The following is a 26,987-nucleotide window of genomic DNA, read 5'->3' on the forward strand; positions in this document are numbered from 1 at the left end:
CGCTCAGCATCTTCCTGCCACGAATCCGGGTCTGTCACGCCTCCCCGGGGCACTTGGACGGACCGGAACCGATGAACACTTCTTGTGCTTTTGTTGCAGGTCCTCCTACGCTTTCCGGCATGGTGCCGTTCACCCGAATCTCGGCGGAGCTCAACGGTCTGCGCGCGGTCGTCCGCGCGGGCATGATCGGTCCGGTCCCGCCGAGGGTCCTCAAGGCGACCGCCCGGGCGCTGCGCGCGTACGGGCCGCTCGGGGCGGCCACCACGCTGCCCGCCTGCCGCTTCCCCGGCCGGACCGGCCTGGTGGACGAACGGGGCGCCGTCACGTTCGCCGAGCTGGAACAGCGCTGCAACGCGCTCGCCAACGCCTGGCTGGAGCGCGGACTCGGGGTGGGCGGCACGGTCGGCATCCTGTGCCGCAACCACCGGGGGCTGCTGGAGGCGATGTCGGCCGCCGCCAAGACCGGGGCCTCGGTGCTGTTCCTCAACACCGACTTCGCCGGACCGCAGCTGCGCGACGCGGTCGCCCGCGAGGGCGTCACGGCCCTGGTCCACGACGAGGAGTACACCGGGATCGTCGCGGGCCTCGACCTGCCCGAGGGGACCTACACCGCCTGGTGCGACGCCGGCGAGTCCGATCTCGACCGGCTGATCTCCGAGGGCGATCCGGCCCCGCCGCCCGCGCCCGCCCGGCACGGCGCCATGGTCATCCTGACCAGCGGCACCTCAGGCAAGCCCAAGGGCGCCGCACGCCCGCAGTCGCGGTCGATGGCGCTGCCGGGCGGCATCCTGTCCAAGATCCCGCTGCGGTCCCGCGAGGCGGTGTTCATCGGGCCGCCGGTCTTCCACGGCCTCGGGCTGAGCGCGGCGCTCCTGGCCCTCGGACTCGGCTCGACGCTGGTGTTGCGCCGCCGCTTCGAAGCCGGCGAGGTGGTGGAGGCCGTGGCCCGGCACGGCTGCACGGCCCTGATCACGGTGCCGGTCATGCTGAGCCGCATCATGGCGCTGCGCGAGCTGCCCTCCCACGACCTGTCCCGGCTCTCGGTGATCATGACCGGCGGCGCGCCGCTGGACGCGCCGCTGGCCCGGCGGGCGATCAAGACGTTCGGGCCCAAGCTCTACAACTTCTACGGGTCCACCGAGGCCTCGTGCATCACGATCGCCACCCCGGCCGACCTGGCGGCGGCCCCCGGCTGCGTCGGCCGCCCGCCGGTCGGCACGACGGTGGCGATCCTGGACGGCGAGGGCCGCCCTGTCGCGCCGGGTGTGACCGGCCAGATCCACGTGGACACCCCGGCCAAGTTCGGCGGCTACACCGGTGGCGGCGGCAAGGCCGAGGTCGGGGGCCTGATGGCGGTCGGCGATCTCGGCCATGTCGACGAGGGCGGCCGCCTGTTCGTGGACGGCCGGGCCGACGACATGATCGTCTCCGGCGGGGAGAACGTCTATCCGGGCGAGGTGGAGGAGCTGCTCTCGCTCCATCCGGCGGTCCGCGAGGCGGCCGTGATCGGCGTGCCGGACGAGGAGTTCGGGCGGCGGCTCCGCGCGTTCGTGGTGGCCTCAGGCGACCTCACCGAGGACGAGGTGAAGCGGCACGTGTCGGCCAATCTGGCCCGCTACAAGGTGCCGCGCGAGGTGATCTTCCTCGACGAGCTCCCCCGCAACCCGACCGGCAAGATCCTCAGGCGCGAGCTCCGCGGCTGAGGGGCGCTGACGCGCCCCCGAACTCGCGATGTGCGGTCCAGGCCGTTCGTCGGGGTACTCTGACCAGCCGGATGATGAGATCATAAGGTCTGCACATCGAGGAGTCGTCGCCTTGCTGAAATGCACGTTCTGCGGGAAGAAGCAGGACCAGGTCAGGAGGCTCATCGCGGGTCCGGGCGCGCTCTGCATCTGCGACGAGTGCGTCGGGCTGTGCACCGAGCTCCTCGAGGAGGAGCTGCTGGAGACCGAGGGTCTGCAGGAGCTGCCCAAACCGCGAGAAATGTATGACTTCCTCGACGAGTACGTCGTGGGGCAGGACCGCGCCAAGAAGATCCTCGCGGTGGCGGTCTACAACCATTACAAGCGGATCGGCGAGGCCGACCTGGGCAAGTCCAACATCATGCTGATCGGGCCCACCGGCTGCGGCAAGACGCACCTGGCCCAGACGCTGGCGCGCCGCCTGGACGTCCCGTTCGCGATCGCCGACGCCACCGCCCTCACCGAGGCCGGCTACGTCGGCGAGGACATCGAGAACATCCTGCTGAAGCTGCTGCAGGCCGCCGACTGGGACGTCGCCAAGGCCGAGCGCGGCATCGTCTACATCGACGAGATCGACAAGGTCGCCCGCAAGAGCGAGAACCCCTCGCTGACCCGCGACGTGTCCGGCGAGGGCGTCCAGCAGGGCCTGCTGAAGATCCTGGAGGGCACGGTCGCGGGGGTGCCGCCGCAGGGCGGCCGCAAGCATCCCCAGCAGGACCTCATCCAGATCGACACGACCAACATCCTGTTCATCGTCGGCGGCGCGTTCGCGGGCCTGGAGAAGATCGTCGAGCACCGCACCGACCACTCGGGCATCGGCTTCGGCGCGACGCTGCGCTCCAAGGGCGAGGCGGCGGACGCCCTGCCCGGCGTCATGCCCGAGGACCTGCTGAAGTTCGGCCTGATCCCCGAGTTCATCGGCCGCGTGCCGATCGTGACGACCATCGCGCCGCTGGACCAGGAGGCGCTGGTACGGATCCTCACCGAGCCGCGCAACGCCCTGGTCAAGCAGTACCAGCGTCTCCTGGAGATCGACGGCGTCGAGCTGGAGTTCACCGAGGATGCGCTCACCGCGATCGCCGAGCAGGCGCTGGCGCGCGGCACCGGCGCCCGCGCCACCCGGGCGATCGTCGAGCAGGTCCTGCAGAACGTGATGTTCGAGGTGCCGAGCCTGGAGGACGTCGCCCGGGTCGTGGTCGACCGCGGCTGCGTCCAGGACGGGCTCGAGCCGACGATCATCCGGCGGGAACGCCCCGCGGCCTGAGCTCGCGCCGCTTCTCTCGTCCCTCCCGCTCCTCCCGTTCCTCTCGCTGTTCGAGCGGCCGGAAGCGGGTGATCGCGGAGATCCGGTCGCCCGCCAGCGTCAGCACGATCGTGCCGTGCGGCGTGGTGAGGTCGCCGCCGGTCGCGTAGGTGAAGGCGGGCTGGCCGTTGGAACGGGTGAGCTCCAGCGTGAAGCGGCGGTCCGCGCCGAACACGTAGTCGCGGAAGAACCTGGCGACGGCCCCGTGGCCCTCGTACTCCAGCGGCCGCGGCGGCATGGTCAGCAGCACGTCGCCCGTGAGCAGCGCGACCATCCCGTCGACGTCGCCCCGTTCGAACGCCTCGACGAAGGCGGCCACGGCCCGGCGTTCGCGCGCCGAGCCGGGCAGCGGCGGCGGGTCGCCCGCGGGCAGCCGGGCCTCCAGCCCAGCGCGGGCGCGTTTGAGCGCGCTGTTGATCGCGGCCCGGGTGGTGCCGAGCATCTGCGCGGCCTCCTCGGCCGGGAGGCCCAGCACGTCCCGCAGCACCAGCGTCGCGCGCTGGCGGGCAGGCAGCCGCTGCAGCGCGGACACGAACGCCAGCGAGATCGCCTCCCGGCTCTCGTAGCGGGCCTCGGGGCCCGGCTCGGTGTCCTCGAAGAGCGCGTCGGGATAGGGCTGGAGCCACAGCGGCTCGCCGATCCGGGTCGGCTCGGGCAGCGGGGTCGCGGGCCGCGTGTCGGGGCGGCGGCCTCCGTCGCGCAGCGCGTTCAGGCAGCGGTTGGTCGCGATGCGGTAGAGCCACGACCGCACCGAGGAGCGCCCCTCGAAGCGCTCCAGCCCGCGCCAGGCGGCGAACAGGGTCTCCTGGAGGACGTCCTCGGCGTCCTGGACCGACCCCAGCATCCGGTAACAGTGCACGTGGAGTTCGCGGCGGTAGGGCTCGACCAGCACCCCGAAGGCGTCGCGGTCGCCGCCCCGCGCCTTGGTCAGTACCTCATCTGTGTGCAGCACATCTATAGAGACCCCGCGCGGCCCGGAAAATGGTCGCTCACGGCGCCCACTTCTCGCGCGCCCCGGTGTCTGCACCGGCATGAACGTTGAAACGCACACCAAACGCGAGCAGATGTGGGTGCTCGGCCTGGCCGCCGTGGGCTCGTTCATGGTGGTCCTGGACATGCTGGTGGTCGCGACCGCCCTGAGCGCCATCCACGCCGACCTCGGGGCGAGCCTTCAAGATCTCGAATGGACCGTGAACGCCTACTCGCTGAGCTTCGCGGTACTGCTGATGACCGCCGCCGCGCTCGGCGACCGATTCGGGCGGCGCCGGATCTTCGCCGCCGGGCTGGCCCTGTTCGGCCTGGCGTCCGCGGCCTGTGCGCTGTCGCCGGACGTGGGCACGCTGATCGCCGCGCGCACCGTGCAGGGCGTCGGCGCAGCGATGATCATGCCGGTGGCGCTCGGCCTGCTGAACGGCGCGTTCCCGCCCGAGCGCCGGGGCTGGGCGATCGGCATCTACGGCAGCATCACCGCGCTGGGCGTGCTGCTGGGGCCGCTGCTGGGCGGCGTGGTCACCCAGGGGCTCGGCTGGCAGTGGATCTTCTGGCTGAACGTCCCGATCGCCGCCGTCGCCATTCCGCTGGTCTTCACCCGCGTGAAGGAGGCGTTCGGTCCCCCGGCCCGGTTCGACCTGCCGGGGCTGGCGCTCGTCACGCTGTCGGCGTTCGGGCTGACCTGGGGGCTCGTCCGCGGTGACCGGGCCGGATGGTCCAGCGCGGAGATCCTCGTCGCGTTCGTCGGCGGCGCCGTGCTGCTGGCCGGCTTCGCGATCTGGGAGCGCCGCGCTCCCGCGCCGATGCTCCCGCTGCGCCTCTTCCGCTCGCGTGCCTTCTCGGCGGGCAACCTCGCGGTCTTCTTCCTGAACGCCTCGATGACCGGCGCGATCTTCTTCATGGCGCAGTTCCAGCACGAGGTCGCCGGGCACGACTCGCTGGTGGCGGGCCTGGCCCTGCTGCCCTGGGGCGTCGCGCCGTCCCTGCTGGCGCCGCTGGCGGGCTCCCTCGCCGACCGCATCGGCGAACGGCCGCTGGTCGCCGCCGGGCTGGCCCTGCAGACCGCCGGCATGGCCTGGATCAGCCTGGCCGCCTCGACCGACGTCGCCTACATCCAGCTGGCCCTCCCGATGGTGCTGTCCGGTGCCGGCGCCGCCCTGGCGATCCCGGCGAGCACCAAGGCCGTGACCAGCAGGGTCGCACCGGCCGACATCGGCAAGGCCTCCGGAACGTTCAGCACCATGCGGCAGCTCGGCGGCGCCTTCGGCGTGGCCGTCATGGCCGCCGTCTTCGCCTCTTCGGGCGACTATGCGAATCCGCAGGCCTTCAGTGACGGGTTCGTCGCGGCCTTCGGCGCCGCGGCGATCCTGTCGGTCGTCGGCACGCTGGCCGGGTTCGCGCTGCCGAGCCGTGCCGGTCAGGGGGTGAGGGCGGCCTCGACGTTGGACGACATGCGTTCCAAGACCTCGACGGTGCGGAGGTAGTCGTCGGCGGTCAGGCCGCCGAGCATCAGCTGCCGGGCCTCACCGATCCGGGCCGCGATGTGCGCGTGAGCGCGCGTGCCGGAGTCGGTGAGGCTCGGCTCCCCGGCGCGGTTCACCCCGGCGCCGTTCACCCAGCCGCGTGAGGCGAGGTCGTCGAGGATCTCGGTGAGGGTGACGGCGCCCTCCTCCCAGAAGGGCATGAGGGCGGTCTCCAGGTCCTGGCCGGACCGGGGGCCGCCCGCGAGCGTGTTGAGGACCTGCCAGTGCCGGCGGCCGATCTCGAAGTCGGCGAGGGTCCGGTCGAAGTGGGCGTTGATCAACCTGTCGAGGTGCTTGAGCCAGTAGCCGATCGGCTTCTGCGATGACGCCATCGAGATCTCCATGTAGGATGACAACTACTTGCTAAAGAACATACATGGAGAGTCCGGTGGACGACAGCCCCGAGGTGGCCGCGATCGAGCGGGCGATGGTGGCGCTGCGCCGCAGCCAGCGGCGGCGCACGCTGCAGCGGCTGCGCGGCGGTGAGGTGCCGCGCGGCGCCTCGTTCGACGTGCTGGACGTGATCGAGGCCGAGGCGCCGGTCGACGTGCGCGGCGTCGCGACGTCGCTCAGCGTCGACCAGCCGCGCGCCAGCAAGCTCGTCGCGCAGGCCGTCGCGGACGGGCTGGCGCGCCGGGAGGCCGATCAGGCCGACGGGCGCCGCACGCTGCTGTTCCTCACGGCGGACGGGCAGGCGATGGTGGACGAGGCGCACCGCTTCCGGCAGAGCGTCGTGGAACGGGTGACGGGCGACTGGACGCCGGATGAGCGCGCCGAGTTCGCCCGCCTGTTCGCCCGCTTCGCCGACGGCTTCACCCGCCTGAAGCCGGGCCCCTAGACCCGTCCTGGCCCGGCCCGGCCCCTGGGCTCTAGTGGGCGAAGCGCAGGTAGAGGGTCATGCCCGTGACGATGAGCCCCCAGGTGATGAACCAGATGCCGGTGATGACGGTCAGGGTCAGCAGCGTCATCCCCGGCCAGACCAGCAGGACGATCCCGGCGCCTGCGGTGAGCAGCGACAGGGCGATGCCCCAGCCGCGGCTACCGCTGCCGGTGTCGCCGACCGCGTGGACGAACTCGATGATCCCGCCGATCAGCCAGAACATGCCGAGCAGCAGCGCCAGCACCACGACGGTCTGCAGCAGGTGCCGCAGGACCAGCACGCCCACCAGCACCGACAGCACGCCGAGGAGCGCGAAGAGCACACGCGTCCCGCCGCTGTCGTCAGCGATGATCGCCTGCACGACCCGCAGGACGCCGAGGATGAGCAGTTGCAGGCCGAACAGGACCGCGACGACCTTGATGGTGGCTTCGGGCCAGGCCACCAGGACGATGCCCAGGACCAGGGTCAGGATGCCGGCCACGAGGCTGACGCCCCATGCCGCGTTCAGGAAGCGGGTGGTCACGCCGGTACCCGTGACCGGCTGGGCGGGGGCTTCCCCTGAGGCGTCCGAGACCATGGTGTCCTCCCATCGTGGCCTGGCTGCACACGGTGGTCGCCCTTGCGTGCGGCGGCATCACCCGCTGAGGATGAGCCTGCCTCCCGCCGCGAGAGCGAGGCTGCGAGCATGGACGCTGAACGAGAACGACTCCGGGAATCGGCGGCTCCGGACGCGCCATGGCGACGGTGGGGCCCGTATCTCAGCGAACGGCAGTGGGGCACGGTCCGCGAGGACTACAGCGGCGACGGTGAGGCCTGGAACTACTTCCCGCACGACCACGCGCGCTCGCGCGCGTACCGGTGGGGCGAGGACGGGATCGCCGGCGTCAGCGACGACAAGCAGCGCCTGTGCCTGTCGCTGGCGCTCTGGAACGGGCGCGACCCGATCCTGAAGGAGCGGCCGTTCGGCCTCACCAACGGCGAGGGCAACCACGGTGAGGATGTCAAGGAGTACTACTTCTACCTCGACAGCACCCCGACGCACTCCTACATGCGCCACCTCTACAAGTACCCGCAGGCCGAGTACCCCTACCTGGACCTGATCACCACCAACCGCGAGCGCGGGCGGGCCGGGATGGAGTACGAGCTTCTCGACACCGGGATCTTCGACGGCGGCCGCTATTTCGACGTCTTCACCGAGTACGCCAAGGCCGGTCCGGAGGACATCGCGGTCCTGGTGACCGTCGCCAACCGCGGGCCCGACGAGGCGACTCTTCACGTTCTGCCGACGCTGTGGTTCCGCAACACCTGGTCGTGGGGCGGCGACGGCTACAAACCGGTGATGCGCGCCGAGGACGACGCGACGATCAGGGCCGACCACCGTGATCTCGGCACGTACCGGCTCTACTGCGAAGGCGCCGGAGACGACGGCCCTGAGCTCCTGTTCACCGAGAACGAGACGAACTACCAGCGGGTGTTCGGCTCGCAGAACCGCTCCCCCTACGTCAAGGACGCCTTCACGCGCCGCGTCGTGCAGGGCGAGCAGGGCGCGGTCAACTCCGACCGTACGGGTACCAAGGCGGCCGCGCACTACCGGCTGACCGTTCCCGGCGGCGGCCAGGCGACGATCCGGCTGCGCCTGACCAGCCAGGACGTCGCCGCTCCCCTCGGCACCGCGCTGGACGCGATCATCAGCGAGCGGCGGGCCGACGCGGACGCGTTCTACGGCGAGCTCACCCCGGCCGGCTTCGACGAGGACCAGGCGCGCGTGCTGCGGCAGGCGCTGTCCGGGCTGCTGTGGAGCAAGCAGTACTACGGCTACGACGTCGAGACCTGGCTGGAGGAGCACCACCTCGACCCGTGGACGCCGTCGAACTCGCGCAACCACGGCTGGTACGACCTGATGGCCGACGACATCATCGTCATGCCCGACAAGTGGGAGTACCCCTGGTTCGCCGCCTGGGACCTGGCGTTCCACGCGGTCGCGCTCGCCACGGTCGACCTCGACCTCGCCAAGAACCAGATCGAGCTGCTGCTGGACGAGCGCTACCTGCACGCCAACGGCCAGATCCCCGCGTACGAGTGGAACTTCGGCGACGTCAACCCGCCGGTCCACGCCTGGGCCGCGCGCTTCATCTTCGCGCTGGAGGAACGCCAGACCGGCCAGGGTGACCGCGAGTTCCTGGAGCGGGTGTTCCAGAAGCTCATGCTCAACTTCACCTGGTGGGTCAACCGCAAGGACCCCGACGGGCGCAACGTCTTCCAGGGCGGGTTCCTCGGCCTGGACAACATCGGCGTGTTCGACCGCAGCGCGCCCCTGCCGACCGGCGGCACCCTCGACCAGGCCGACGGCACGGCGTGGATGGCGTTCTACTCGCAGGGCATGATGCAGATCGCCGCGGAGCTGTCGGACCTCAACCCGGTGTACGAGGAGATGGCCGTCAGGTTCGCCCAGCACTTCCTGTGGATCTCGGCGTCCATGGACCGCACCGGCGACATCAAGGACGAGATGTGGGACGAGGCCGACGGCTTCTTCTACGACGTCCTGCGCACCCCCGACGGGAACGCGACGCGGCTGAAGGTCCGTTCGCTGGTCGGGCTGCTGCCGCTGTTCGCCTCGACAGTCTTCCTGCCGAGGCCCGAGGGCGAGCGCCGCGATCTGCTCGACCGGATCCGCGGGTTCGCCGACCGGCACCCCGAGCTGTCGGCGCGGCTGTCGGCCGCCGACCGCCCCGGCGTCGCCGGGCGCCGGCTGGTGTCGCTGCTCGACGAGGACAAGCTCCGGCGCGTGCTGGTACGAATGCTGGACGAGAACGAGTTCCTCGGCCCGCACGGCATCCGGTCGGTGTCGCGCGAGCACGCCGAGCACCCCTACGACTTCTGGGCGAACGGCCAGTGTTACGAGGTCGGCTACCTGCCGGCCGAGTCCGACTCGGGCATGTTCGGCGGCAACTCCAACTGGCGCGGCCCGGTGTGGGTGCCGATGAACTCGCTCATCATCCGCGCGCTGCTGAACCTGTACGCCTTCTACGGCGACTCGTTCACCGTCGAGTGCCCGACCGGCTCGGGCAGGCAGATGACGCTGTACGAGGTGAGCGAGGAGCTGGCCTCGCGGCTGGCCGGGCTGTTCCTGCGCGGCGAGGACGGGCATCGTCCCGTCCACGGCGGCCAGCGCACCTTCCAGGAGGACCCGCACTGGCGTGACCTGGTCCTGTTCTACGAGTACTTCCACGGCGACAACGGTGCCGGGATCGGGGCCTCTCACCAGACCGGGTGGACGGCCATGGTCGCCGCGTTCATGGTCCTGTACGGCAACCTGACCGCCGACGACCTGCTGAGCGGCGTCAACACGCGCGGAAGCTCGTCATGAGCGAGCCGGTGATCTACGAGGTCAACACGCTCGTCTGGCTGACCGACGTGCAGCGCAGGCACGGCGGGCGGATCGACCTGCGCAACGTTCCGAAGGAGGCCTGGGACGAGCTGGTCGTCCCGGGCATCGACGCGGTGTGGCTGATGGGCGTGTGGCAGCGCAGCCCGGCGGGGCGCGGCATCGCCCTGACCAACCGCGAGCTGCTCGACTCGTTCCAGGACGCGGTGCCCGGCTACTCCTCGGAGGAGATCGCCGGGTCGCCGTACTGCGTCCGCCGCTACGTCGCCGACGACCGGCTGGGCGGTCCGCCGGGCCTGGCCGCCGCCCGTGCCGAGCTGGACCGGCGCGGGGCGGGCCTGTTCCTGGACTACGTGCCGAACCATGTCGCGCCCGACCACTTCTGGCTGACCGAGCACCCCGAGTACTTCGTCCATGACGGCATCGAGGACGAGGAGCGCGACCCGGCCGCCTACATCTCGATCGGCGGCAACGTCTTCGCGCGCGGCCGGGACCCCTATTTCCCGCCGTGGCCCGACGTCGTGCAGCTGAACGCCTTCGACTCCCGGGTGCGGACCGCGACCGCCGAGATCTTGTCGGGGATCGGCGCGCAGTGCGACGGGGTCCGCTGTGACATGGCCATGCTGATGATGAACGACGTCTTCGCCCGGACCTGGGGGAAGCACGTCGGGCCCGCGCCCGCCGGGGAGTTCTGGCCCGAGGTGATCGGCCAGGTCAGGGAGCGGCATCCGGGGATGACGTTCGTCGCCGAGGCCTACTGGGACCTGGAGTGGAACCTCCAGGAGCAGGGCTTCGACTTCTGTTACGACAAGCGGCTCTACGACCGGCTGGTGTCGGGGAACCCCGCCGCCGTCCGCGACCATCTGCGGGCCGACGTCGACTACCAGCGGCGGCTGGTGCGGTTCCTGGAGAACCACGACGAGCCGCGCGCCGCCGCCACGTTCGGGCCGGAGCAGGAACGGGCCGCGGCCGTGGCGATCGCGACGCTGCCCGGGGCGACGCTGTGGCAGGAGGGCGAGCTGGAGGGACGCAGGTCACGGGTGCCGGTGTTCCTGTCCCGCCGCGCCGACGAGAAACCCGATGGCGGCCTGTCGGACTTCCACCGTCGGCTGATGACGGCGGCGCACGACAGCGGCATGCGCGACGGTGAGTGGCAGCTGCTGGAGTGCCACGGCTGGCCCGACAACCCCACGCACCTCGGCATGGTGTCGTGGTGCTGGACCGGCGGGCCCGCACACCACCTGGTCGTGGTGAACCTCCTGGACCGGCCGGCCCAGGCCCGCATCCCGCTGCCGTGGACCGGCCTCGACGGCGGCTCCTGGCGGCTGCGCGACGTGTTGAGCGGCGCGTCGTACGACCGTGATGGCGACGAGCTGCGCGACCCGGGGCTCTATGTCGACATGCCCGCCTGGGGTGCCGACGTCTTCGCGGTCGAGTCTCGTGGCGCGTGAACGGGCCCCGATCTGGGCCCTAGGCGTCCTCGGCGAAGCGCGAATGGACGCACAGGGCCCAGATCACCGCGATGTTCAGCAGCACGATCAGGATCGACCACACCGGGGAGTGCGGGGTGTAGAGGAAGTTCGCCACCGTGCTCAGCACGGCGACGATGATCCCGATCACGCGGCCCCACAACCGGCCGTCGAGGACGCCGTAGCCCGCGACCGCGAGCATGACGCCGATGAGCATCTGCGACCAGCCCCAGGCCGTCACGTCGAACTCGAAGACGTAGTTCGGCGTCCCGACGTAGAACTTGTCGTTCAGAACGGCGGCCAGGCCCTCCATGGCCTGGAGGACGCCGATCAAGATCAGCATGACGCCGGCGAACATCGAAAGCCCGTGCACCCAGGCCGCGGTGGCGTCGTGCTGCTGGGGCTGAGCGGGCTGCTCGGCCGCCTGAGGCTCGCGAGGCTCCTGGGGCTCGGCCTGCGGGGGCGTCTGTGGCGGCTGCGTCTGCTGGTGCTCCTGCTGTTCGGACATGCGCTGCCTCCCATCGGTGCGGCAACGGTCGCGCGCCGGACCGTGCCCCGGCATCACCCGCGGCGGAGGAGCCACAGGCGACCCGATATGGGGGTAGAACGGCCCCAGAAACGGTCACGCGCCTTGACGGTGCGGGAAACCGCACAGAACATCGACGCATACCAAGATCCGGCTAGAAGGTCGGGCTGGCCATGAGACGCAGTCGTTTGCACGCAGCGGAGAAGGGCGTCACACCCAGGCACCGGCCACCGGAACGCCGTTCGGAGTGGATCGAACGGCCGGCTCTGGTGCGTCTGCTGGCGAGCCGGCGCACGGCTCGCCTCATGCTCGTATGCGCACCGCCCGGTTACGGAAAGCGCACGGCGGTGGCGCAGTGGCTGGAAAGCGCCGAGGAGTCCCGGCGCCATGTGTGGATCACGCTCGACCACGCCGACGACTCGCCGGAGACGTTCTGGGCGGCGGTCGAGCAGGGGTTCGGGGAGGTCGGCGCCGCCGACGACGAGCCGCTCGTGCTCGTCCTGGACGGCTTCGACGCGATCCGCAGCCCCGCCGTGCTGGCGCAGATCGCCGACTTCATCGCCGAGCCGCCGCCGCTGCTCCAGCTCGTCCTGATCGCCCGCGCCGAGCCCGTCCTGCCGCTCGGCCGCTACCGGATCTCGGGCGAGCTGGCCGAGATCCGCACGGGCGACCTGGTCTTCGACATGGAGGCGGCCGACCGCCTCGTCCAGCGCGTCGGCGGCATCCGGCTGCGGCGGTCCGACCTGGAACGGCTGCTGGACTACACCGAGGGCTGGCCGGCCGCGATCCACCTGGCGGCGCTGTCGCTGCGGGAGGCCGCCGACCCGGGCGGGCTGGTCCGCGGGTTCAGCGGCACGAACCGGCACCTGATCGACTACCTGGCCGAGGAGGTGCTGTCATCGCTCCCCCTGGACGTGCGCGGCTTCCTCACCCGGACGTCGATCCTGGAGCGGTTCTGCGGGCCGCTGTGCGACGCCGTGGTGGGCACGTCGGGCTCCACCATGCTGATCGAACGCCTCGAACGCGCCAACCTGTTCCTGGTGCCGCTGGACGACAGCCGCACCTGGTACCGCTACCAGCACGCGTTCAGGGACTTCCTGCTCGACCAGCTGGTGGCCACCGACCCGGGCCTGGTCCCGCGCCTGCACCGCCGCGCGAGCGACTGGTGCGAGCGGCACGGCCTGGCCGTGCCGTCCATCGAGCACGCACTCGCGGCGAACGACGGCGACCGGGCGCTCGGCCTCATCGCCCGCGGCTTCGCCGAGCTGGCCGCGACCGGCCGCCCGGCGATGGTCCAGAGCTGGCTGGAGGCCATCGGCGACGACCGGATCGAGACGACGGCGGTCGCCGCGCTGTGCGCGGCGCGGGTCGCGGCGATGGTCGGCGACCGGCACGGCACCCGGCGCTGGCTGGACGTCGCCGGCAAGCTCGGGCACGACGGGCCGCTCCCGGACGGGACCCGGTCGCTGGAGTCGGCGATCGCGCTGGTCCGCAGCGACTTCGGCTTCGACGGCGTACCGGACATGGTCCAGTCGGCCGAGGTCGCGGCGTCCATCGAGACCAACCCGTCGTCTCCCTGGTTCGCGCAGGCCAGGCTGAACCTCGGCTACGGCCGTTACCTCAGCGGGGAGCCGCACCACTCGATCCCGCCGCTGGAGGAGGCCGCCCAGAGCCACGCCGCGATGCCGCTGGTCCGCATCCTGGCGCTGGCCGTCCTGTCGCTGGCCGAGGGCGAGCTGGGCCGGGTCGCGCAGGCCGACGAGCTGGCGCAGGCGGCGCGGCGGGCGGCTGACGACCGCGGTCTCGGGGACGCCCCGGAGGGTTCGCTGGTGTCCACGGCCCTCGGCGTCGCCGCCGTACGCGCGGGCAATCTCGGCGAGGCCCGCGGCGAGCTGGAGCGGTCGCTGCGCGTGCGGTGGCGGACGGTCGGCCTGTCGCCGTGGCCGACGCTGAACGGCCTGCTGGCCCTCGCCGACCTGGAGATCGGTGTCGGTGACGACTGCAAGGCCCGGGTCCTGGTCGACCAGGCGCGGGAGATCCTGGCTCCGCTGGCGGGCGAGCAGGACGCGCTGCGCGAGCGGCTCACCGCCCTGGAACGCGGCCTGGCCGAGCCGTCCCACGCCGAGCGCGCCTCCGCCGAGTCGCTGACCGAACGCGAGGAGACGGTCCTGCGGCTGCTCCCCGGCGAGCTCTCGCTCCGCGACATCGGCGACCGGCTCTTCGTCTCGGTCAACACGATCAAGACGCACACGCGCGCGATCTACCGCAAGCTCGGCGCGTCCTCGCGGGACGAGGCGATCCAGCGGGCCCGCGAGCGCGGCATCCTCAAGTAGCGGTGAGCGGACCGCTCAGAGGAGCGAGAGCTGGCGGGCGCGCCTGACGGCGTCGCCGCGGCGGGTCACGGCGAGCTTGCGGTAGATGCTCTTCAGGTGGGTCTTGACCGTGTTGATGGAGACGTACATCTCCTGCGCGATCTCCTCGGTGGTCAGCATCCCGGCGAGGTGTCCGAGCACCTCCAGCTCCCGGGCGCTCAGGTGCCCGACGATGTCGGCCTCGTCGTCCCCGGGCATTGTCACGGCGGGCTCGCCGCCCAGGCCGACGGGGGTGAGGAGGCGCCGGTGGACCCGCCTCAGCTCACCGTCCCGCCGCAGCACCGGCCGCAGCCAGCCCGCGGCGATCGCGAACGGCAGCAGCACCCATTCGCGTTCGGCCAGCCGCAGCGCACGGTCCAGGGAACGGCGTCCGCGCGAGCAGTCGCCGGAGGCGTACGCCAGGCAGGCCTCCAGCAGCCAGGCCTCCACCCGCGTGTTCGGCGGCACGGCCGTGGACTCGGCCAGGAGGGGACGCAGGGTCCCTGCCGACGTGGCCGGAGCGCCCTCGCTGAGCTGCGCGCGTGCGAGCACGAGCCGTCCCTCGGCCGTGCTCTCCCCTCCCGCACGTTCCAGAACGTCGCAGGCCTCTTGCCCCTCGCCGCGCGTGACCAGGGCCTCGGCCTCGGCGACCGTGATGCGACGTGACAACCACTCCGGAGGCGCGACCCGCTGCGCCGCGCGCAGCCGTTCGATGGCACGGTCGGCGCGCCCGGAAGCCAGCTCGGCGCGGCCGCTCACCAGACCGTGCAGGCCGGTCAGACAGGACTCCGACAGCCGTCCCGCGCCCTCGCACCACTCACGGATCGCCAGGTCGGCACGGTCCAGCTCCTTGCGCGTCGCGGCGAGGTCGTAGGCCTCCAGGCACGCCCAGGCGCGGGCCAGGTGCGCGGGCGCGGCGAGCCTGCCGGCGGTCGGGCCCGCGGCGTCGGGCATCCGGGCTGCCTTCACGGCCAGGTCGGCGGCGCGCCTGAACCGGCCCGACAGCGCCTCGACGAGCCCGAGGTAGCCGAGGTCGGTCCGGCGCTCGTAGTCGGCGCCCGAGTCCGTCCAGGCCTGGACGGCGGCGCCGAACGACACCGCCGCCTCGGACAGCCGCCCGGCCCGGAAGTCCATCCGCCCGCGCGTGCCGTTCACCAGCGCGTGCAGTTCGGGGCGCAGTGCGGTCAGCTCGTCGGGGAACCCGGCCAGCGCCACGTCCGCGTCGGCCAGCATGACGCGCAGCGAGGCCTCGTCGCCCGGGGCGGACCGCACGATGTGGATGATCGTCGCGGTCAGCCGCGCCGCCGCCTGCCGCGGCCCGTCGACGCCCGTGTGTGCGCCGAGCAGCGCCTCGGCCCGGCCGAGCGCACGCGCGCAGGCACGGTCGTCGCCGCGCCCGAGCGCCTCGGCCGCCGACATCAGCGCCGGCGCCGGGTCGTCGCCCGCGGTCACCATCGCGACGGGCAGGCCGCGGAAGGCGTTGGCCAGCGCGTGGTCCCCCGAGATCCCGAGCACCTCGCCGACGGCCAGCCTGTCGACGGCCAGCCGGCACGCGTACGGCCAGTCCCCGGCGCGCACCGCGTGCCGTACGGCCTCGGTCAGCAGGCCCGCGTCGCCGAACCAGCGCGCGGCGCGCGAATGCAGCGCGGAGACCTCGCCCGGCATCTCGTGCCGCAGCACCAGGCGCAGGGCCTCGGCGAACATCTGCTGGTAGCGGTACCAGCCGCCGCCGAGCGGCTGGACGAACGCGTTCTGCCTGACCAGCACGGGGAACAGCCGCCCGGCCTCGGCGCCCGCCAGCTCGGCGGCCAGGTCCGCGGTGATCCGGTCGGGCAGGCTGGTGCGCAGCAGGACGTGCCGTTCCTCGGTCGACTGGGCGTCCAGGATCTGCTCGACGAGGTAGCCGACGACCGCCTGGTCGTCACCGGCGAAGTGGGCGACGAACGCCTCGGGGTCGGGGTGCTGTTCCATCGACATCGCGGCCATCCGCAGCCCGGCGGCCCAGCCCTCGGTCCGGCGGTGCAGCGCCTCCAGCGACGCCGGAGACAGCGCCACATCGTGCTGCGCGAGCAGGGCCTGGGTCTCGCGGTGCCCGAACGCCAGCGCGTCGCGGCGGATCTCGGTGAGCTCCTGCGCGAGCCGGTAGCGGTGCAGCGCGAGCGGCGGATCGTGCCGTCCCACCAGCACCAGGCGGAGCGAGGGCCGCGCCAGTTCGACGAGCGAGGCGAGGCCGTGGATCACCACCGGGCTGAGGGGAGCCTGGAAATCGTCCAGCACCAGGACCGTACGGTCCGGCCGACCGGTCAACGCCGCCGCCACGTCGGCGAGGAAGAGATCGTCCGCGCCGTTCGGCCGATGCTCGACCGCGACGAAGTCGTCGCCGAGCACCCCCGCGCGGGTCAACGCCCGTACGACCCGGGACCAGAACGGGCCGGGCTCCATGCCCACGTCACAGGTGACCCAGGCAGGCGCCGGCGGCGGTGCGCCGGCGTGCTCCCTCGCGTGCGCCCATGTCGCCACGAGGGCCGTCTTGCCCGCGCCGGGCGGGCCGGTCACCACGGTGAGAGGCCCTCGCACACCCTTGTCCAGCCGGGCGGCGAGCCGTGGTCGCTCGATGATCCATTCGGGTCGCGTGGGGATGGCGGTCGCGTTGTCCGGTGTTCCGGCTGGGGTTGTCGACATGGCCTCTCCCCTAGTCGCGAGGGCGGGAGGGCGTTGTTGGTCAGCACCGTCAGAGTTGTTCGCCTCCGGGTGAGGGCGCATCACCCACCCTCCGCTCTCACCCGGGTGAGATTCACTCCGTGTCACCTGTTTCACTCCATCGCCGTGCCAACCTGCGCTAACGTCACCCCGGGATCCGTGGGCCCCGAGCCGCTGATCGTGATTGCCGCCTCACCCACGAGGTGTGAGGCCGCCCGTCCGCCTCCCGTCCGACCATCTCCTCCAGTACGGCGCCACGCCGTGCTCGTGCGAGGAGGCGTCGATGACCAGCGGAGAAGTCAACGCAGGCGCGAACGCGGAGAGCCCGTCCCCGGAGAGCTCGTCCACCGAGAGCACCCCCTCGAAGAGCCCACCCACGGAGAGCCCGTCCGCCGAGAGCCCGTCCGCGGAGAGCCCACCTTCTGAGGGCGCGAGCGAGGAGAGCCCTTCCGCGGCGACGACCGAACGGACCGAGCTCGATCGGCTCCGGGCCGAGGTGGCGACCCTGCAGGGCAGGCTCGACACCCGCGAGCGCCGGCAGAGCCGGTGGATCTCCGTACGGCGCGTCATCGCGGCCATCCTGGTCGCGCTCGCCGGGTTCGGGGTGGTGTGCTCGACGATCGGCGTCTGGGGCGCGCGTACGACGCTCAGGACCGACCGCTGGGTGGAGACGGTCGGGCCGCTGCCACGCGATCCCGCGGTGGCCGCGGCGGTGTCGCAGTACCTGACCGACGAGATCTTCACCTCGCTGAACGTGGAGCAGCGGCTGGCCCAGGCGCTGCCGCCCAAGGCGGCGTTCCTGTCGGGCGCGGTGACCGGTCCCGTGCACGACTACGTGCGGACCACGATCCAGAAGTTCATGCAGACCGAGCAGTTCCAGCAGCAGTGGGAGGCCGCCAACAGGTTCGCGCACTCGCGGATCCTGGCGATCCTGGAGAACAAGAGCCAGACGGTGTCGGTCGAAGGCAGCACCGTCACCCTGAACCTGCTGCCGATCGTCAACAACCTGCTCGTCATGCTCGAAGGCCGGCTGCCGACACTGTTCGGCAAGAAGCTCGACCTGCCGGCGCTCAGCTCGGGTGAGATCCCGCCGAACCTGAAGCAGCGCATCGAATCGACTCTCGGCGTGACGCTGCCGGCCAACTTCGCCCAGATCAAGCTCTACAACAGGCACAAGCTCAGCCAGGTGCAAGAGGCCGTGCTGCTGTTCAAGCGCGGGGTCGTCCTGCTCGTCGCCGGCACGATCCTGGCCCTCGGCCTGGCGATCTGGATCTCTCCGGGGCGGCGCCGCACCATCCTGCAGTTCGGTGTGTGGCTCGCGATCGCGACCCTCGTGCTGTCGAACGTGCTGCGCGCCCTTCGAGATCATCTGCTTGCGCTGGTGCCCGACGGCGTCTATCGCCAGGGCGCCTCGGCCGCCATCCATCACGCGCTCACCGACCTGCGGGTCTGGGGCGACTGGCTGCTGTGGATCGGCATCGTGCTGGCGGTCCTGGCCTACCTGGTCGGGCCCGGGCGGCTGCCGGTCTGGCTGCGCAAGCAGGTGGTGAACGGCGCCAAGTGGACCGCGACCACGACCGAGCGGGTGGCGACGAGCAGCGAGCTGCGCCAGTGGGTCGCCGCCCACACCGACGTGCTGCGCATCGCCGGGGTCGTGGTGGCGGCCGTACTGGCGCTGCTCGTCTCGTCCTGGACCGGGCTGCTGGTGATCGTGGTCCTGCTCGCGCTGTACGAGCTGGCCGTGTGGCTGCCCGCCCGTCAGTCCTCGGCGTAGGGGCGCATGTAGACCGCAAGAGCCCAGATGCACACGACGTCGAGGCCGATGATGAGGATCGACCACGCCGGGTAGTGCGGAAGGCTCATGAAGTTGGCCGCCGCGCTCAGCGAGAGCGCGGCGATGCCGGCCCAGCGGGCCCACGTCGCCCCGGCGAAGACGGCCCACCCGGCGGCGAACAGCACGACGCCCACCACCAGATGGATCCAGCCCCACACGGTCGCGTCCCACTCGAAGACGTAGTGGCGGGTCACCGCGTAGAACTTGTCGTTGATGATCGCGCTCCCGCCGACGATGGCCTGGAAGAGCCCGATGATGATCAGCATCATGCCGGCGAACATCGCCAGCCCGAGAGCCCAGTTCTCTTTCGTCGCGTCGTCCATGGCCACAGCGTCCGTTGCGGTGGCCCCGCCGGAATCACCCGCCATGAGTGACTCGCCGGTCGTCCATCACGTCAATGCTTGAGATTTCCTCGCGCCTATGGCGCCAGCCGCCGAGGGGGGGATGTGAAGAAATTTCCCGAGGGGCAGTCCGGCGAGCGATCCGGTGCCTACGAGATACGGATCAAGGGTCGTGTGAGTGAGACCTTCCACGGCGCCTTCGAGGATCTCACGGTCACCCTCAACCCCGTCGAGACCGTGCTGCGCGGCTCGGGTCTGGATCAGGCCGCGCTGTACGGCGTGCTCGCCAGGATCCAGTCCCTCGGCTTCGAGCTGATCGAAGTGCGCAAGCTGCCGCCGCCGCCCGAAGAGGAAGAGGAGGGGGCGTGAGACCCCCGCCGTGGCCGCTGCCCACCACGCCCACGAGGGCCGTGGTGGGCGGCACCGCAGGCAGCAGGACGCCGCCGGGACCGGGGTCCTCGGCGGCGTCCTCGCCTTCGCGATGTCGGCTTGTGCCCGCCCGCGCACGGGCGTCTGCTGCGCCGGTCCGCCCCGGCGCAGCAGACCACGTCGCCGCTACGGCGCGTACACCGGCTCGGAGCTGTTCTCCACCACCACGCGCGTGGACCGCGCGGGCGGAACGGTCTTCTGCCACGCGTCCGCGCCCGCCATGGCCGCCGCCTTGGCCTGCGACCACCGCAGCCTGGCCAGGTCGCGCGGCGGGGTCTCCATGTCACGCACGCGCTGCCGCGCGGCGGCGACCAGCGCCGAGCCGGCCACGGTCGCGCCGGTCATCATGATGAGCCCGCCGACGCCGATGAGCGCCCCGCCCGCCAGCATGACGCGGAGCTTCCTCCCGCCCTCGCGCGGAGATTCCTGGATGTTCGTCATGGCACCGTCCTCGGTCGCTTGATCCCGCCAAGTCCACCCCGTGCCGCGCCCCGGGCAATCACCCCCGCGGGGTGAGTCAGCCGCCGCGGCGCCGCACCTAGGTTGCGGAACGACACCAGAGGAGGCCGTCATGACCGGACCGATGTACCAGGACAGCGAGCGGCGGACCCAGGCCGCGCAGTCCAGCAAGCTGTGGGCGGGCGGCCTCGCAACGGCCTGCGTCGCGGCCCTGGTCGCGTTCGTCGGCATGCTGATAGCCCGAGGCATCTTCGACATCGCGCTGCTCTCGCCCAAGCGCGAGGGAACGGTCGGCAACGCCTCGACAGCGGGCTATGTGGTGGCCGCGTTCATGGGCGCCCTGGTCGCGACGCTGATCCTGCAGCTGCTGATCACCCTGTCGCCGAACCCGCTGAGCTTCTTCTCGTGGATCGTCGGCCTGGTCACCCTCAGCCTGGCCGTCGTCCCGTTCACCACGGACGCCCCGGTGTCCAGCCAGGTCGCGACGGGTCTGATCAACCTGTGCATCGGCATAGTGATCATGACCATGCTGCCGCAGACGGCCTACTCCCGGGGCGCCGGAGGGCAGTGACTACCGGAAGGAGCTCTGCGCCTCCTCCCGCCCGTACACGCACAGCGCCCAGATCACGAACACGTCGAGCGCGATCAGCAGCACGGACCAGAACGGGTAGTACGGGATGAAGAAGAAGTTGGCGACGGCGCTCACCGAGGCCACGACCACGCCGATGACCCGCGCCCACAGCCGCCCCGACATCACCCCGACCCCCGCCGCCGCGACGATGATCCCCACCACCAGGTGGATCCACCCCCACGTCGTCGCGTCGAACTCGTAGGCGTAGTCCGAGGTCACCACGTAGAACTTGTCCTCAAGGATCCCCGCGAACCCCGCCAGCGCCTCGAACACGCCACTCATGATCATCATGATCCCGGCGAAGAGCACGAACCCCACGGCCCAGCCGCTCGCCGACGATCCCGATGAGCGCGCCATGCGGACACCTCCCATCACATCCCCACGGCACGGCGCCGGGGGCGGACTCCATCGGAACGCGCCCGCCCCTCCACCCCCATCACCCAGCCGGGGTGACCTCGAAGAGATACACCCCCGCATCCCCCACAACGGCGAGCCGCCGCCCCTCAGGATCGAACGCCGCGTCCCGCGCTGTCGCGTTGGTCCGAATCCAGCAAACGTTCCGCATCCCGTCCAGCTCGAACAGCCCGATCAGCCCCGGATTCGCGACGATCACCGCATGCGTCTCGCTGGCGGTGACCCGCCAGACGTGCCGAACGTCAGGCTCCACCAGCGTCGTCCATCGCGCCGCCGGTTCCCCTTGTGCCGCCTCCGTGACCGGCCAGAGAGTGAAGTCGGTCTTCTCGAACGGGCCGTAGCCGCTCACGGCGACGACCCGATCGCCCGAGGGCGTGAAGGATGCTCCACCCCAGCGTCGCCCGTCGTATCCGGGAACCAGGACCGTCTCGGCGCCGTTCCGCCGGCACAGGCTCAGCGGCTCGAACCAGCGAGCCACGATCCACGCCTGCTCCCCCGGCGCGAACTCGACGAACGTCCGGGGTTCGTGCCCCGACTCCCACTCACGGCGTGCGCCCACCTCGTCAAGCCAGCTCCTCTTGCCGGCCGGGTCCCTGCCGGAGAACGGGTGCGGAGCGCATTCGACCGCCGCGGCGTCCAGGTCGAGCGGGTCCAGAGCAAACCAACGCTCCCTGGAGCCTCCGACGGCCAGGGTGCCCCCATCGGGACTCCACATCACATGGCGCAGTTCCCGGGTGGGGCGCTCGGTGGACTGCTCCGGCCTCCAGAGCTTCACGACCGCCGAGTCGCGGACGATGGCGACCCTGGCTCCGTCGGGGCGCCACGCCAGCGACTGGCGTGTTCCCTGATGCGAGCCGATGTCGATCTCCGCGGCGGCGCGGGGGGACGCCCCTGCCTCCAGTTCGCCGTCGCCCGGCACGTCCCACAGTTCCAGAAGCCGACCCGAACGCAGGAACGCCAGGCGGCCACCGTCCGGAGACCAGCGAGGCAGGCTCACCCGGTGATCCAGCCGCCAGAGCACCCGCTGAGCCACCGGGTCGACGAGCAGGGTGGATCGCGGCAGGGCGAGCACGGCGACACCTCCCCTGGGACGCCACCACAGCCCACGCCCGGCCCCCCTGAGATCACGGTCGGTCCACACTCTGGGCTCTCCGCCGGCGATGGGATCGGCCCAATGGCGGAGAATCCCCACATCGCCTTCGGTCGCGTGTCCGAGGAGACCGAGCTCCGGGTGCCAGTCCACATCGGTGTCGGAGCCCAGCCGATCCTTACGTGCCAGGCAGAGCGGACCCGTGCCGGAGCCTGATCGCCAGAGGAACACTCCTTCCATCCCTCCGATGGCCAGGTGCTCGGAGTCCGCCCCCCAGCTGATCCCGGGCGGGAAACTGATGGCGGCGCCGCGAAAGGCCGCCACATCGATCTCGACCCCGGTGGCCGCGTCATGAACCGACAGCGCATGGAGCTGAGGCGGATGCTCGTCGTAGTAATCGAACACCGGGCTGAATCGACTGGTGTCCCCGAGCAACGCGAGCTTGGCCCCGTCCGGGCTCCACCGGACACCATTGACGACCGCACTGTACGGGACCGGCCAGGCCGTGCTCTCCCAGCTGCCGGTGTCCACGATCTGAACGGGCGGCCCATAGCCCACGGTCGCGAGCAGCCTCCCCCGCGGATCCCAGTCCACATCTTGGCTCGCGCCGTCAGGGTGAACGACGACCGACCGCTCCAGCGCGCTCCCGTCGACGTCCGGCATTGGATGCAGCGCGATCAGCCCGCCATCGGGCCTGGCCTCCGTAACGTGGTGCACTTCCTCCAGAAGCCCTGGGCGGTTCAGCAAACGGCTCTCCAGAGTGAGGGCCATGTCGGTCTCCGAAAGGCCGGCGACGAAGATGTGCCCCTCAAGCCTGAGCAGCTTCGTCAGCCCCTCCGCGAAAGCGTCCTCGGTCCGGGCCAGGGCGAGATCGGATGCCAGTGCGAGAGGCCCGGCGCCGGCGAGCCGCGCGGAGATGTATCTCATGTCCCTGAGAAGAGCCGGGAGTTCATCCATCCGTCCGGCTTGGCACAGATGAAAGACCCTTCCGTCATCTGCCGGTCGCATGCCCTCGAGCAGCCGCATGCTGACGTCCCGCATCACTTCCGGTGCCATGTGTCTGAGGGCCTCGCGCGTCACGTCGTGCAAACGCAGCCCATCGGGACCGGGCGCGGATGCCAGCGACCGGCTCACGAATCGGTCGGCCACGGCTCGTACCCGCAGATCGCTCATGTCCCAGAGCCGCCGCAACGTCTCGTACTGGACGACCTGTCCCTGAGGGAAGGCGGCCAGCGACACCAGCCGGTCGCGGCTGTCCCCCAGCTCGTCCAGGCTCAGATCCAGCGTCCGGGAGATGCCGCGCAGCACGTCGGCGTCGCTCAGTTCGTCCAGAGTCGCGATGCCGTACCGGTCCAGCTCGTTCATGAGCGAGGCCACGGCCTCCTCGCTTGTCATCCCGTGCCGTTCGCCAAGGCTGCGCAAGAGACCTGACAACATCACCAGCGCGAGCGGCCAGTGTCCGGCACGGTCGACCAGCGGCCGCAGCACGCCGGGATCGCCCTCAAGGAGCGCGGCCCCCTCCGCGTCGCTCATCGCGTCGACCGCGATCTCAGTCCCCTCCAGCACTCCCGAGCGCCGCGAAGTCACCAGCAGCGTGCTCGGCCCGGAGAAATGCGCGACGTCCGCGGAGCTCCAAGCGTCGTCGACCACCAGAAGCGCCGGCTTGTCCGACAGCGCGTTCCGGAAAGCCGCCGCTGCCGAGGGCACGTCGGCGTACGTCCCAGGAGACTCGCCAGTGAGAACGGCCGCCAGACCCGCCAGCGACGTTGCGACCTTCTGAAGACTCGGGTTCTGCCCAAGCTCGACCCAGAGCACGCCACCCGGAAAGGCCTCACGAACCTCGGGCATCCGGCACACCCAGCAGGCCAGCGTGGTCTTCCCGAATCCCCCGGCGCCCCGTAGCGCCACATCGCGCCGTTCCAGAAGTGCGGCGATCAGTGGCTCCTGGATGTCGGCCCGGGGAACGAACCCGCGCGGTGGAGCAGGCGCCATGGCCGGCGCGGGAGGCCGTTCGCGCGGCGCGTTGAACACCACATCACCGTGGATGTCACGCGCTTGAACAACGTTCAAGGCTTCCCCCGCGAACTCGTTCTCCACAAAGCGCAGTGTCGCACCACTACGCCTCCAGAAGCGCCCAGACCGTCTTGCCACCGTCCGGACCTAGGGCGTACCCGCATTCCAGACTCAGCACTTGAACAATGTGCAACCCCCAGCCACCGATGCCGTCGAACTCACCGTCGTCGAGATCGAGCTCGACAGGCCTGGCCTGAGGGACGCGGCCGCTGGGGTCCCACACCTCCAGCAGCAACCCTGTGGCCTCTCGCGTGAAGCGCACCCACAGCTCGCGCCCCGGCGCCGCGTTCACGGCGTTGGTGACGAGCTCGCCGGTGACCAGTAGCGCGTCGTCCGCCCGGTGCAGCAGATCCCATTTCAGGAGCCGCTGCTCGACGAGCGTCCGGACCAGCCCCGGTGCGGCGGCCGAGGCGAGCAAGCTCATCCGAAGCCCGTCCGGATTCATCACGATCACCGCCTGTGACAGAGTTTTCGATTTCTGTCACCAGACTCACCGCTTTGATCTAACGTCGCGATGTACCCGCGACTACTGGATACACCGGAGGATCAATGGCGATCACCCGCGAGCCCCTCGACCCCACGGCCTCGTTCTGGCACTTCCTGGCCTATCAGCTGCGGTTCGTCCGCGAGCAGCACGGTCTCTCACTCGCCCAGTGGGGACGCATAATCGGTGCCGCACGTTCCACTGTTTCCAACATCGAGGCGAACCGCCGCAAGATTGATGACGCGCAGGCCAAGGTCATCGATGACCACTGTGGCACCGGCAGGCTGTTCCAGGTGATGCTCTGGTTCGCGCGCACAACGCACGACCCGGACTGGTTCCGCCAGTACACGGTCTACGAGTCCGAAGCCGATGTCATCAGGGCCTACCAGGGCCAGATCATCCCGGTTCCCCTCCAAACCGAGGACTATGCCCGAGCGATTCAGACCACGGCGGATATCGACGACATCGACAAAGCCGTGGCCGGTCGCCGTGCGCGCAAGGACGCGGTCTTGGGGCGTACGCAGCCAGCACTCCTTTGGGTTCTGCTGGACGAGGCCGTGCTGGATCGCCCCATAGGCGGAGCGCAAACCATGAGAGACCAGCTCCAGCATCTTCTGGAGCTGTCCGACTTGCCACGGGTAAGCATTCGAGTGGTCCCGAAGTCCGCAGGGGCCTACGTCGGCCTTGGCGGGTCGTTCCAGGTCATGAGCCTCAAGTCGCGCGACGTCGTCTACGTGGGCGCTCATCGGGGCGGACGGCTCGTTGAGGCCTCCGCAGAGGCCCGCGAGTATGGCCTAGATTACGAACGGATTGGGGCAAAGCTCTATCAGAGGATGATTCACGGACGCTGATTCATCAGTACTGGGAGGCCTCGCAATGACGACGTGGCGGAAGAGCAGCTACAGCGGTAGCGCGACCGACGAGGCGTGCATCGAGGTAGCGCAGCTTGAGGGCGGGATCGGAGTCAGGGACTCCAAAGCGCCGCACGGGCCGCATCTCGTCATCACCGCTGGTGCGTTCGGCCTGCTGCTTGAGCACGTCCGTCACTTGGATGGAGGACCTTCGGCCCTGCGCAGGTGACCGGCGGCGCGGTGGAATGAAGGTGCGCGGGAGGAACCGCAGCAGGTGCGAAACCAGCGGCAGATCGATCGCCGCTCACCGCACATCTCGATTCGCTGCCTAAGCGGCGACGGGCCCCTCCCGCGTTCGACTGGTTCGGGAGCCGGTCGTAGCCACGAATAAGATCAACTAGCCCTACGTCGCAGGTAATCGCCTTGGCTACCCCCTCGCTCATAGCGTCGGAGACATCGAGGACGACGTCTCTGGAAGGGGCATCCGATGACCACCATGACCAACAGCGGGATCCTGGCCGACGGGCGGCGGCTGCTGAGGCTGGCGCTGCGCCTGGACGCGGTGGTCACCGGCGCCAACGGGCTGGCGTATCTGGCGCTGGCCAAGCCGCTTGAGGATCTGCTCGGGCTCGATGCCGGGTACGGCGTCGCCGTGGGGGTGTTCCTGCTGGTGTACGCGGCGGCCGTGTGGGCGATCTCCGGCCGGATGAACCGGTGGGCCGTGACCGCGGTGATCGAGGCCAATGTGGTCTGGGCGGTGCTGAGCGTGGTCGCGGTGGTGACGGGGTGGCTGTCGCTCAACACGGTGGGCAACGTGTGGGCGATCATGCAGGCCGTGGTCGTGGCGGGCTTCGCCGGGGTGCAGTACGCGGCGTTGCGCAGGAGCCGGTAACGCACAACTGCCCGCCCTCGGTGTGAGGGCGGGCAGTTTCGGCGTCCGATCAGGCGGTGGTCTGGCCGTGCAGGGCCTCCTGCAGGGCGTTCTCGGTCTCCTTGGAGAGCGAGGACTTCAGCACCGTGCCGCCGAACTTGCTCATGGCCTCGACGGCCTTGTCCGGCGTGACCTTCTCCACCACGATGAAGAGCGCGGACGTGCCCGGCTGGAGCATGTCGCGCACTTCCTTCTGGAAGTTCTTGTCGATACCGGACTTCTCGATCTTGCCCATCAGGGCGCCCATGCCCGCGCCGAGCGCCATTCCGAAGAACGGCACGAAGAACAGCAGGCCGAAGAGCAGCCCCCAGAACATGCCCCAGGTCGCGCCGCCGGCCACCGCGTGGTGGTTCGTCGTGACGTGGAACTTGCCTTCAGTGTCGCGAGAGACGACTGCTACCGCGTCGGGCTGGATGATGAGATCGCGGCTCAGCCGCTGAACCTCGCGCTCCGCCTCGGTCGCCGTGGTCTCGTCCGGGTAGCCGATCGCGATCAGATCCGCCATGGCGGTCCGTCCTTCCTGATCCCTTGAGGTGACACCCCCAGGGAATGCGGCGCCCACCTGCACGGCATCACCCGCA

Annotated in this window: 24 protein-coding genes; 13 read left to right on the plus strand and 11 right to left on the minus strand. The window is 70.6% G+C overall.

Translation table 11 applies throughout. From position 1 onward, the window contains the following. The first annotated feature begins 119 nt into the window (after positions 1–119). Both J4573_RS09940 and clpX read left to right on the plus strand, forming a co-directional pair. On the plus strand, positions 120–1,703 hold the full coding sequence (locus tag J4573_RS09940; RefSeq protein ID WP_208255062.1) for an AMP-binding protein: 1,584 nt from the start codon (positions 120–122) through the stop codon (positions 1,701–1,703). Positions 1,704–1,815: 112 nt separating this feature from the next. Beyond that, entirely contained in the window at positions 1,816–3,006 is a 1,191-nt protein-coding gene (gene clpX / locus J4573_RS09945) for an ATP-dependent Clp protease ATP-binding subunit ClpX (protein WP_243772801.1), read from the plus strand. Here clpX and J4573_RS09950 read toward each other — a convergent pair. Next, positions 2,978–3,997, minus strand: coding sequence for an RNA polymerase subunit sigma-70 (locus tag J4573_RS09950; protein ID WP_208255064.1), 1,020 nt, complete (start codon positions 3,995–3,997; stop codon positions 2,978–2,980). The genes clpX and J4573_RS09950 overlap by 29 nt on opposite strands. Before the next feature lie 79 nt (positions 3,998–4,076). Here J4573_RS09950 and J4573_RS09955 point away from each other — a divergent pair, with 79 nt between their 5' ends. Next, on the plus strand, positions 4,077–5,519 hold the full coding sequence (locus tag J4573_RS09955) for an MFS transporter (RefSeq protein ID WP_208255065.1): 1,443 nt from the start codon (positions 4,077–4,079) through the stop codon (positions 5,517–5,519). On the opposite strand, the gene J4573_RS09960 is transcribed toward J4573_RS09955, so the two are convergent. Then, entirely contained in the window at positions 5,453–5,890 is a 438-nt protein-coding gene (locus J4573_RS09960; protein WP_208255066.1) for a MarR family winged helix-turn-helix transcriptional regulator, read from the minus strand. The genes J4573_RS09955 and J4573_RS09960 overlap by 67 nt on opposite strands. 44 nt (positions 5,891–5,934) lie before the next feature. Here J4573_RS09960 and J4573_RS09965 point away from each other — a divergent pair, with 44 nt between their 5' ends. Beyond that, positions 5,935–6,396, plus strand: a complete 462-nt coding sequence (locus J4573_RS09965) for a MarR family winged helix-turn-helix transcriptional regulator (RefSeq protein ID WP_243772802.1) — start codon at positions 5,935–5,937, stop codon at positions 6,394–6,396. A gap of 31 nt (positions 6,397–6,427) precedes the next feature. Here J4573_RS09965 and J4573_RS09970 read toward each other — a convergent pair whose 3' ends face one another. After that, positions 6,428–7,015 (minus strand): HdeD family acid-resistance protein, encoded by a 588-nt coding sequence (locus J4573_RS09970; RefSeq protein WP_208255067.1) that lies wholly within the window; start codon positions 7,013–7,015, stop codon positions 6,428–6,430. A gap of 108 nt (positions 7,016–7,123) precedes the next feature. Here J4573_RS09970 and J4573_RS09975 point away from each other — a divergent pair, with 108 nt between their 5' ends. After that, positions 7,124–9,805, plus strand: a complete 2,682-nt coding sequence (locus J4573_RS09975; RefSeq protein WP_208255068.1) for an MGH1-like glycoside hydrolase domain-containing protein — start codon at positions 7,124–7,126, stop codon at positions 9,803–9,805. Continuing rightward, positions 9,802–11,274, plus strand: a complete 1,473-nt coding sequence (locus J4573_RS09980) for an alpha-amylase family protein (RefSeq protein ID WP_208255069.1) — start codon at positions 9,802–9,804, stop codon at positions 11,272–11,274. Before J4573_RS09975 ends, J4573_RS09980 begins: the two co-directional genes overlap by 4 nt. A 19-nt stretch (positions 11,275–11,293) precedes the next feature. Here the strand turns inward: J4573_RS09980 and J4573_RS09985 are convergent, their stop codons facing one another. Continuing rightward, on the minus strand, positions 11,294–11,800 hold the full coding sequence (locus J4573_RS09985; RefSeq protein ID WP_208255070.1) for a DUF7144 family membrane protein: 507 nt from the start codon (positions 11,798–11,800) through the stop codon (positions 11,294–11,296). Positions 11,801–12,123: 323 nt separating this feature from the next. Between J4573_RS09985 and J4573_RS09990 the strand changes: the two genes are divergently transcribed. After that, positions 12,124–14,151: a winged helix-turn-helix domain-containing protein gene (locus tag J4573_RS09990; RefSeq protein WP_208255071.1), complete on the plus strand. Its 2,028-nt coding sequence runs from the start codon at positions 12,124–12,126 to the stop codon at positions 14,149–14,151. Positions 14,152–14,166: 15 nt separating this feature from the next. On the opposite strand, the gene J4573_RS09995 is transcribed toward J4573_RS09990, so the two are convergent. After that, positions 14,167–16,851, minus strand: a complete 2,685-nt coding sequence (locus J4573_RS09995) for a winged helix-turn-helix domain-containing protein (protein ID WP_208255072.1) — start codon at positions 16,849–16,851, stop codon at positions 14,167–14,169. Positions 16,852–17,152: 301 nt separating this feature from the next. On the opposite strand from J4573_RS09995, the gene J4573_RS10000 reads away from it, so the two are divergent. Continuing rightward, entirely contained in the window at positions 17,153–18,643 is a 1,491-nt protein-coding gene (locus J4573_RS10000) for a hypothetical protein (protein WP_208255073.1), read from the plus strand. Here J4573_RS10000 and J4573_RS10005 read toward each other — a convergent pair. Beyond that, positions 18,628–19,026, minus strand: a complete 399-nt coding sequence (locus J4573_RS10005; RefSeq protein WP_208255074.1) for a DUF7144 family membrane protein — start codon at positions 19,024–19,026, stop codon at positions 18,628–18,630. The two genes, J4573_RS10000 and J4573_RS10005, sit on opposite strands and share 16 nt — an antisense overlap. A gap of 123 nt (positions 19,027–19,149) precedes the next feature. Between J4573_RS10005 and J4573_RS10010 the strand changes: the two genes are divergently transcribed. Continuing rightward, positions 19,150–19,413 carry a DUF8691 family protein gene (locus tag J4573_RS10010; RefSeq protein WP_504740196.1) on the plus strand — a complete coding sequence of 88 codons (264 nt, stop codon included), beginning with the start codon at positions 19,150–19,152 and terminating at the stop codon, positions 19,411–19,413. 186 nt (positions 19,414–19,599) lie between these two features. Here J4573_RS10010 and J4573_RS10015 read toward each other — a convergent pair whose 3' ends face one another. Further along, complete coding sequence (locus J4573_RS10015) at positions 19,600–19,914, minus strand: hypothetical protein (RefSeq protein WP_208255076.1); 315 nt, start codon at positions 19,912–19,914, stop codon at positions 19,600–19,602. Between the two features lie 130 nt (positions 19,915–20,044). On the opposite strand from J4573_RS10015, the gene J4573_RS10020 reads away from it, so the two are divergent. Further along, positions 20,045–20,503 (plus strand): DUF6069 family protein, encoded by a 459-nt coding sequence (locus J4573_RS10020; protein WP_208255077.1) that lies wholly within the window; start codon positions 20,045–20,047, stop codon positions 20,501–20,503. Here the strand turns inward: J4573_RS10020 and J4573_RS10025 are convergent, their stop codons facing one another. From J4573_RS10025 to J4573_RS10035, 3 genes are all read right to left on the minus strand, one after another. Next, on the minus strand, positions 20,504–20,920 hold the full coding sequence (locus J4573_RS10025; RefSeq protein WP_243772803.1) for a DUF7144 family membrane protein: 417 nt from the start codon (positions 20,918–20,920) through the stop codon (positions 20,504–20,506). Positions 20,921–20,999: 79 nt separating this feature from the next. Then, positions 21,000–24,164 carry an NB-ARC domain-containing protein gene (locus J4573_RS10030; protein ID WP_208255079.1) on the minus strand — a complete coding sequence of 1,055 codons (3,165 nt, stop codon included), beginning with the start codon at positions 24,162–24,164 and terminating at the stop codon, positions 21,000–21,002. A 19-nt stretch (positions 24,165–24,183) separates the two neighbouring features. Continuing rightward, on the minus strand, positions 24,184–24,585 hold the full coding sequence (locus J4573_RS10035; protein ID WP_243772840.1) for an ATP-binding protein: 402 nt from the start codon (positions 24,583–24,585) through the stop codon (positions 24,184–24,186). A 104-nt stretch (positions 24,586–24,689) separates the two neighbouring features. On the opposite strand from J4573_RS10035, the gene J4573_RS10040 reads away from it, so the two are divergent. The 3 genes from J4573_RS10040 (at position 24,690) to J4573_RS10050 (ending at position 26,367) form a co-directional block, all read left to right on the plus strand. Next, positions 24,690–25,475, plus strand: coding sequence for a helix-turn-helix domain-containing protein (locus tag J4573_RS10040; RefSeq protein WP_208255081.1), 786 nt, complete (start codon positions 24,690–24,692; stop codon positions 25,473–25,475). A gap of 25 nt (positions 25,476–25,500) precedes the next feature. Then, positions 25,501–25,704, plus strand: a complete 204-nt coding sequence (locus J4573_RS10045; RefSeq protein ID WP_208255082.1) for a DUF397 domain-containing protein — start codon at positions 25,501–25,503, stop codon at positions 25,702–25,704. 258 nt (positions 25,705–25,962) lie between these two features. Continuing rightward, the gene (locus J4573_RS10050; protein WP_243772804.1) at positions 25,963–26,367 is read left to right on the plus strand and encodes a hypothetical protein; all 405 of its coding nucleotides are present in this window, start codon (positions 25,963–25,965) and stop codon (positions 26,365–26,367) included. 49 nt (positions 26,368–26,416) lie between these two features. Here J4573_RS10050 and J4573_RS10055 read toward each other — a convergent pair whose 3' ends face one another. Then, positions 26,417–26,911 (minus strand): DUF1269 domain-containing protein, encoded by a 495-nt coding sequence (locus tag J4573_RS10055; protein WP_208255083.1) that lies wholly within the window; start codon positions 26,909–26,911, stop codon positions 26,417–26,419. Positions 26,912–26,987: the final 76 nt, after the last annotated feature.

The sequence above is a fragment of the Actinomadura barringtoniae genome, from assembly GCF_017573505.1.
Taxonomy (GTDB): domain Bacteria; phylum Actinomycetota; class Actinomycetes; order Streptosporangiales; family Streptosporangiaceae; genus Spirillospora; species Spirillospora barringtoniae.

What these genes read in the sequence shown, in the direction of transcription:
- J4573_RS09940 (WP_208255062.1), top strand. Translation starts at nt 120, where the DNA reads ATGGTGCCGTTCACCCGAATCTCGGCGGAGCTCAACGGTCTGCGCGCG.
- J4573_RS09955 (WP_208255065.1), top strand. Translation starts at nt 4,077, where the DNA reads ATGAACGTTGAAACGCACACCAAACGCGAGCAGATGTGGGTGCTCGGC.
- J4573_RS09960 (WP_208255066.1), bottom strand. Translation starts at nt 5,890, where the DNA reads ATGGCGTCATCGCAGAAGCCGATCGGCTACTGGCTCAAGCACCTCGAC.
- J4573_RS09965 (WP_243772802.1), top strand. Translation starts at nt 5,935, where the DNA reads ATGGAGAGTCCGGTGGACGACAGCCCCGAGGTGGCCGCGATCGAGCGG.
- J4573_RS09970 (WP_208255067.1), bottom strand. Translation starts at nt 7,015, where the DNA reads ATGGTCTCGGACGCCTCAGGGGAAGCCCCCGCCCAGCCGGTCACGGGT.
- J4573_RS09975 (WP_208255068.1), top strand. Translation starts at nt 7,124, where the DNA reads ATGGACGCTGAACGAGAACGACTCCGGGAATCGGCGGCTCCGGACGCG.
- J4573_RS09980 (WP_208255069.1), top strand. Translation starts at nt 9,802, where the DNA reads ATGAGCGAGCCGGTGATCTACGAGGTCAACACGCTCGTCTGGCTGACC.
- J4573_RS09985 (WP_208255070.1), bottom strand. Translation starts at nt 11,800, where the DNA reads ATGTCCGAACAGCAGGAGCACCAGCAGACGCAGCCGCCACAGACGCCC.
- J4573_RS09990 (WP_208255071.1), top strand. Translation starts at nt 12,124, where the DNA reads ATGCTCGTATGCGCACCGCCCGGTTACGGAAAGCGCACGGCGGTGGCG.
- J4573_RS09995 (WP_208255072.1), bottom strand. Translation starts at nt 16,851, where the DNA reads ATGTCGACAACCCCAGCCGGAACACCGGACAACGCGACCGCCATCCCC.
- J4573_RS10000 (WP_208255073.1), top strand. Translation starts at nt 17,153, where the DNA reads ATGACCAGCGGAGAAGTCAACGCAGGCGCGAACGCGGAGAGCCCGTCC.
- J4573_RS10005 (WP_208255074.1), bottom strand. Translation starts at nt 19,026, where the DNA reads ATGGACGACGCGACGAAAGAGAACTGGGCTCTCGGGCTGGCGATGTTC.
- J4573_RS10015 (WP_208255076.1), bottom strand. Translation starts at nt 19,914, where the DNA reads ATGACGAACATCCAGGAATCTCCGCGCGAGGGCGGGAGGAAGCTCCGC.
- J4573_RS10020 (WP_208255077.1), top strand. Translation starts at nt 20,045, where the DNA reads ATGACCGGACCGATGTACCAGGACAGCGAGCGGCGGACCCAGGCCGCG.
- J4573_RS10025 (WP_243772803.1), bottom strand. Translation starts at nt 20,920, where the DNA reads ATGGCGCGCTCATCGGGATCGTCGGCGAGCGGCTGGGCCGTGGGGTTC.
- J4573_RS10035 (WP_243772840.1), bottom strand. Translation starts at nt 24,585, where the DNA reads ATGAATCCGGACGGGCTTCGGATGAGCTTGCTCGCCTCGGCCGCCGCA.
- J4573_RS10040 (WP_208255081.1), top strand. Translation starts at nt 24,690, where the DNA reads ATGGCGATCACCCGCGAGCCCCTCGACCCCACGGCCTCGTTCTGGCAC.
- J4573_RS10045 (WP_208255082.1), top strand. Translation starts at nt 25,501, where the DNA reads ATGACGACGTGGCGGAAGAGCAGCTACAGCGGTAGCGCGACCGACGAG.
- J4573_RS10050 (WP_243772804.1), top strand. Translation starts at nt 25,963, where the DNA reads ATGACCACCATGACCAACAGCGGGATCCTGGCCGACGGGCGGCGGCTG.
- J4573_RS10055 (WP_208255083.1), bottom strand. Translation starts at nt 26,911, where the DNA reads ATGGCGGATCTGATCGCGATCGGCTACCCGGACGAGACCACGGCGACC.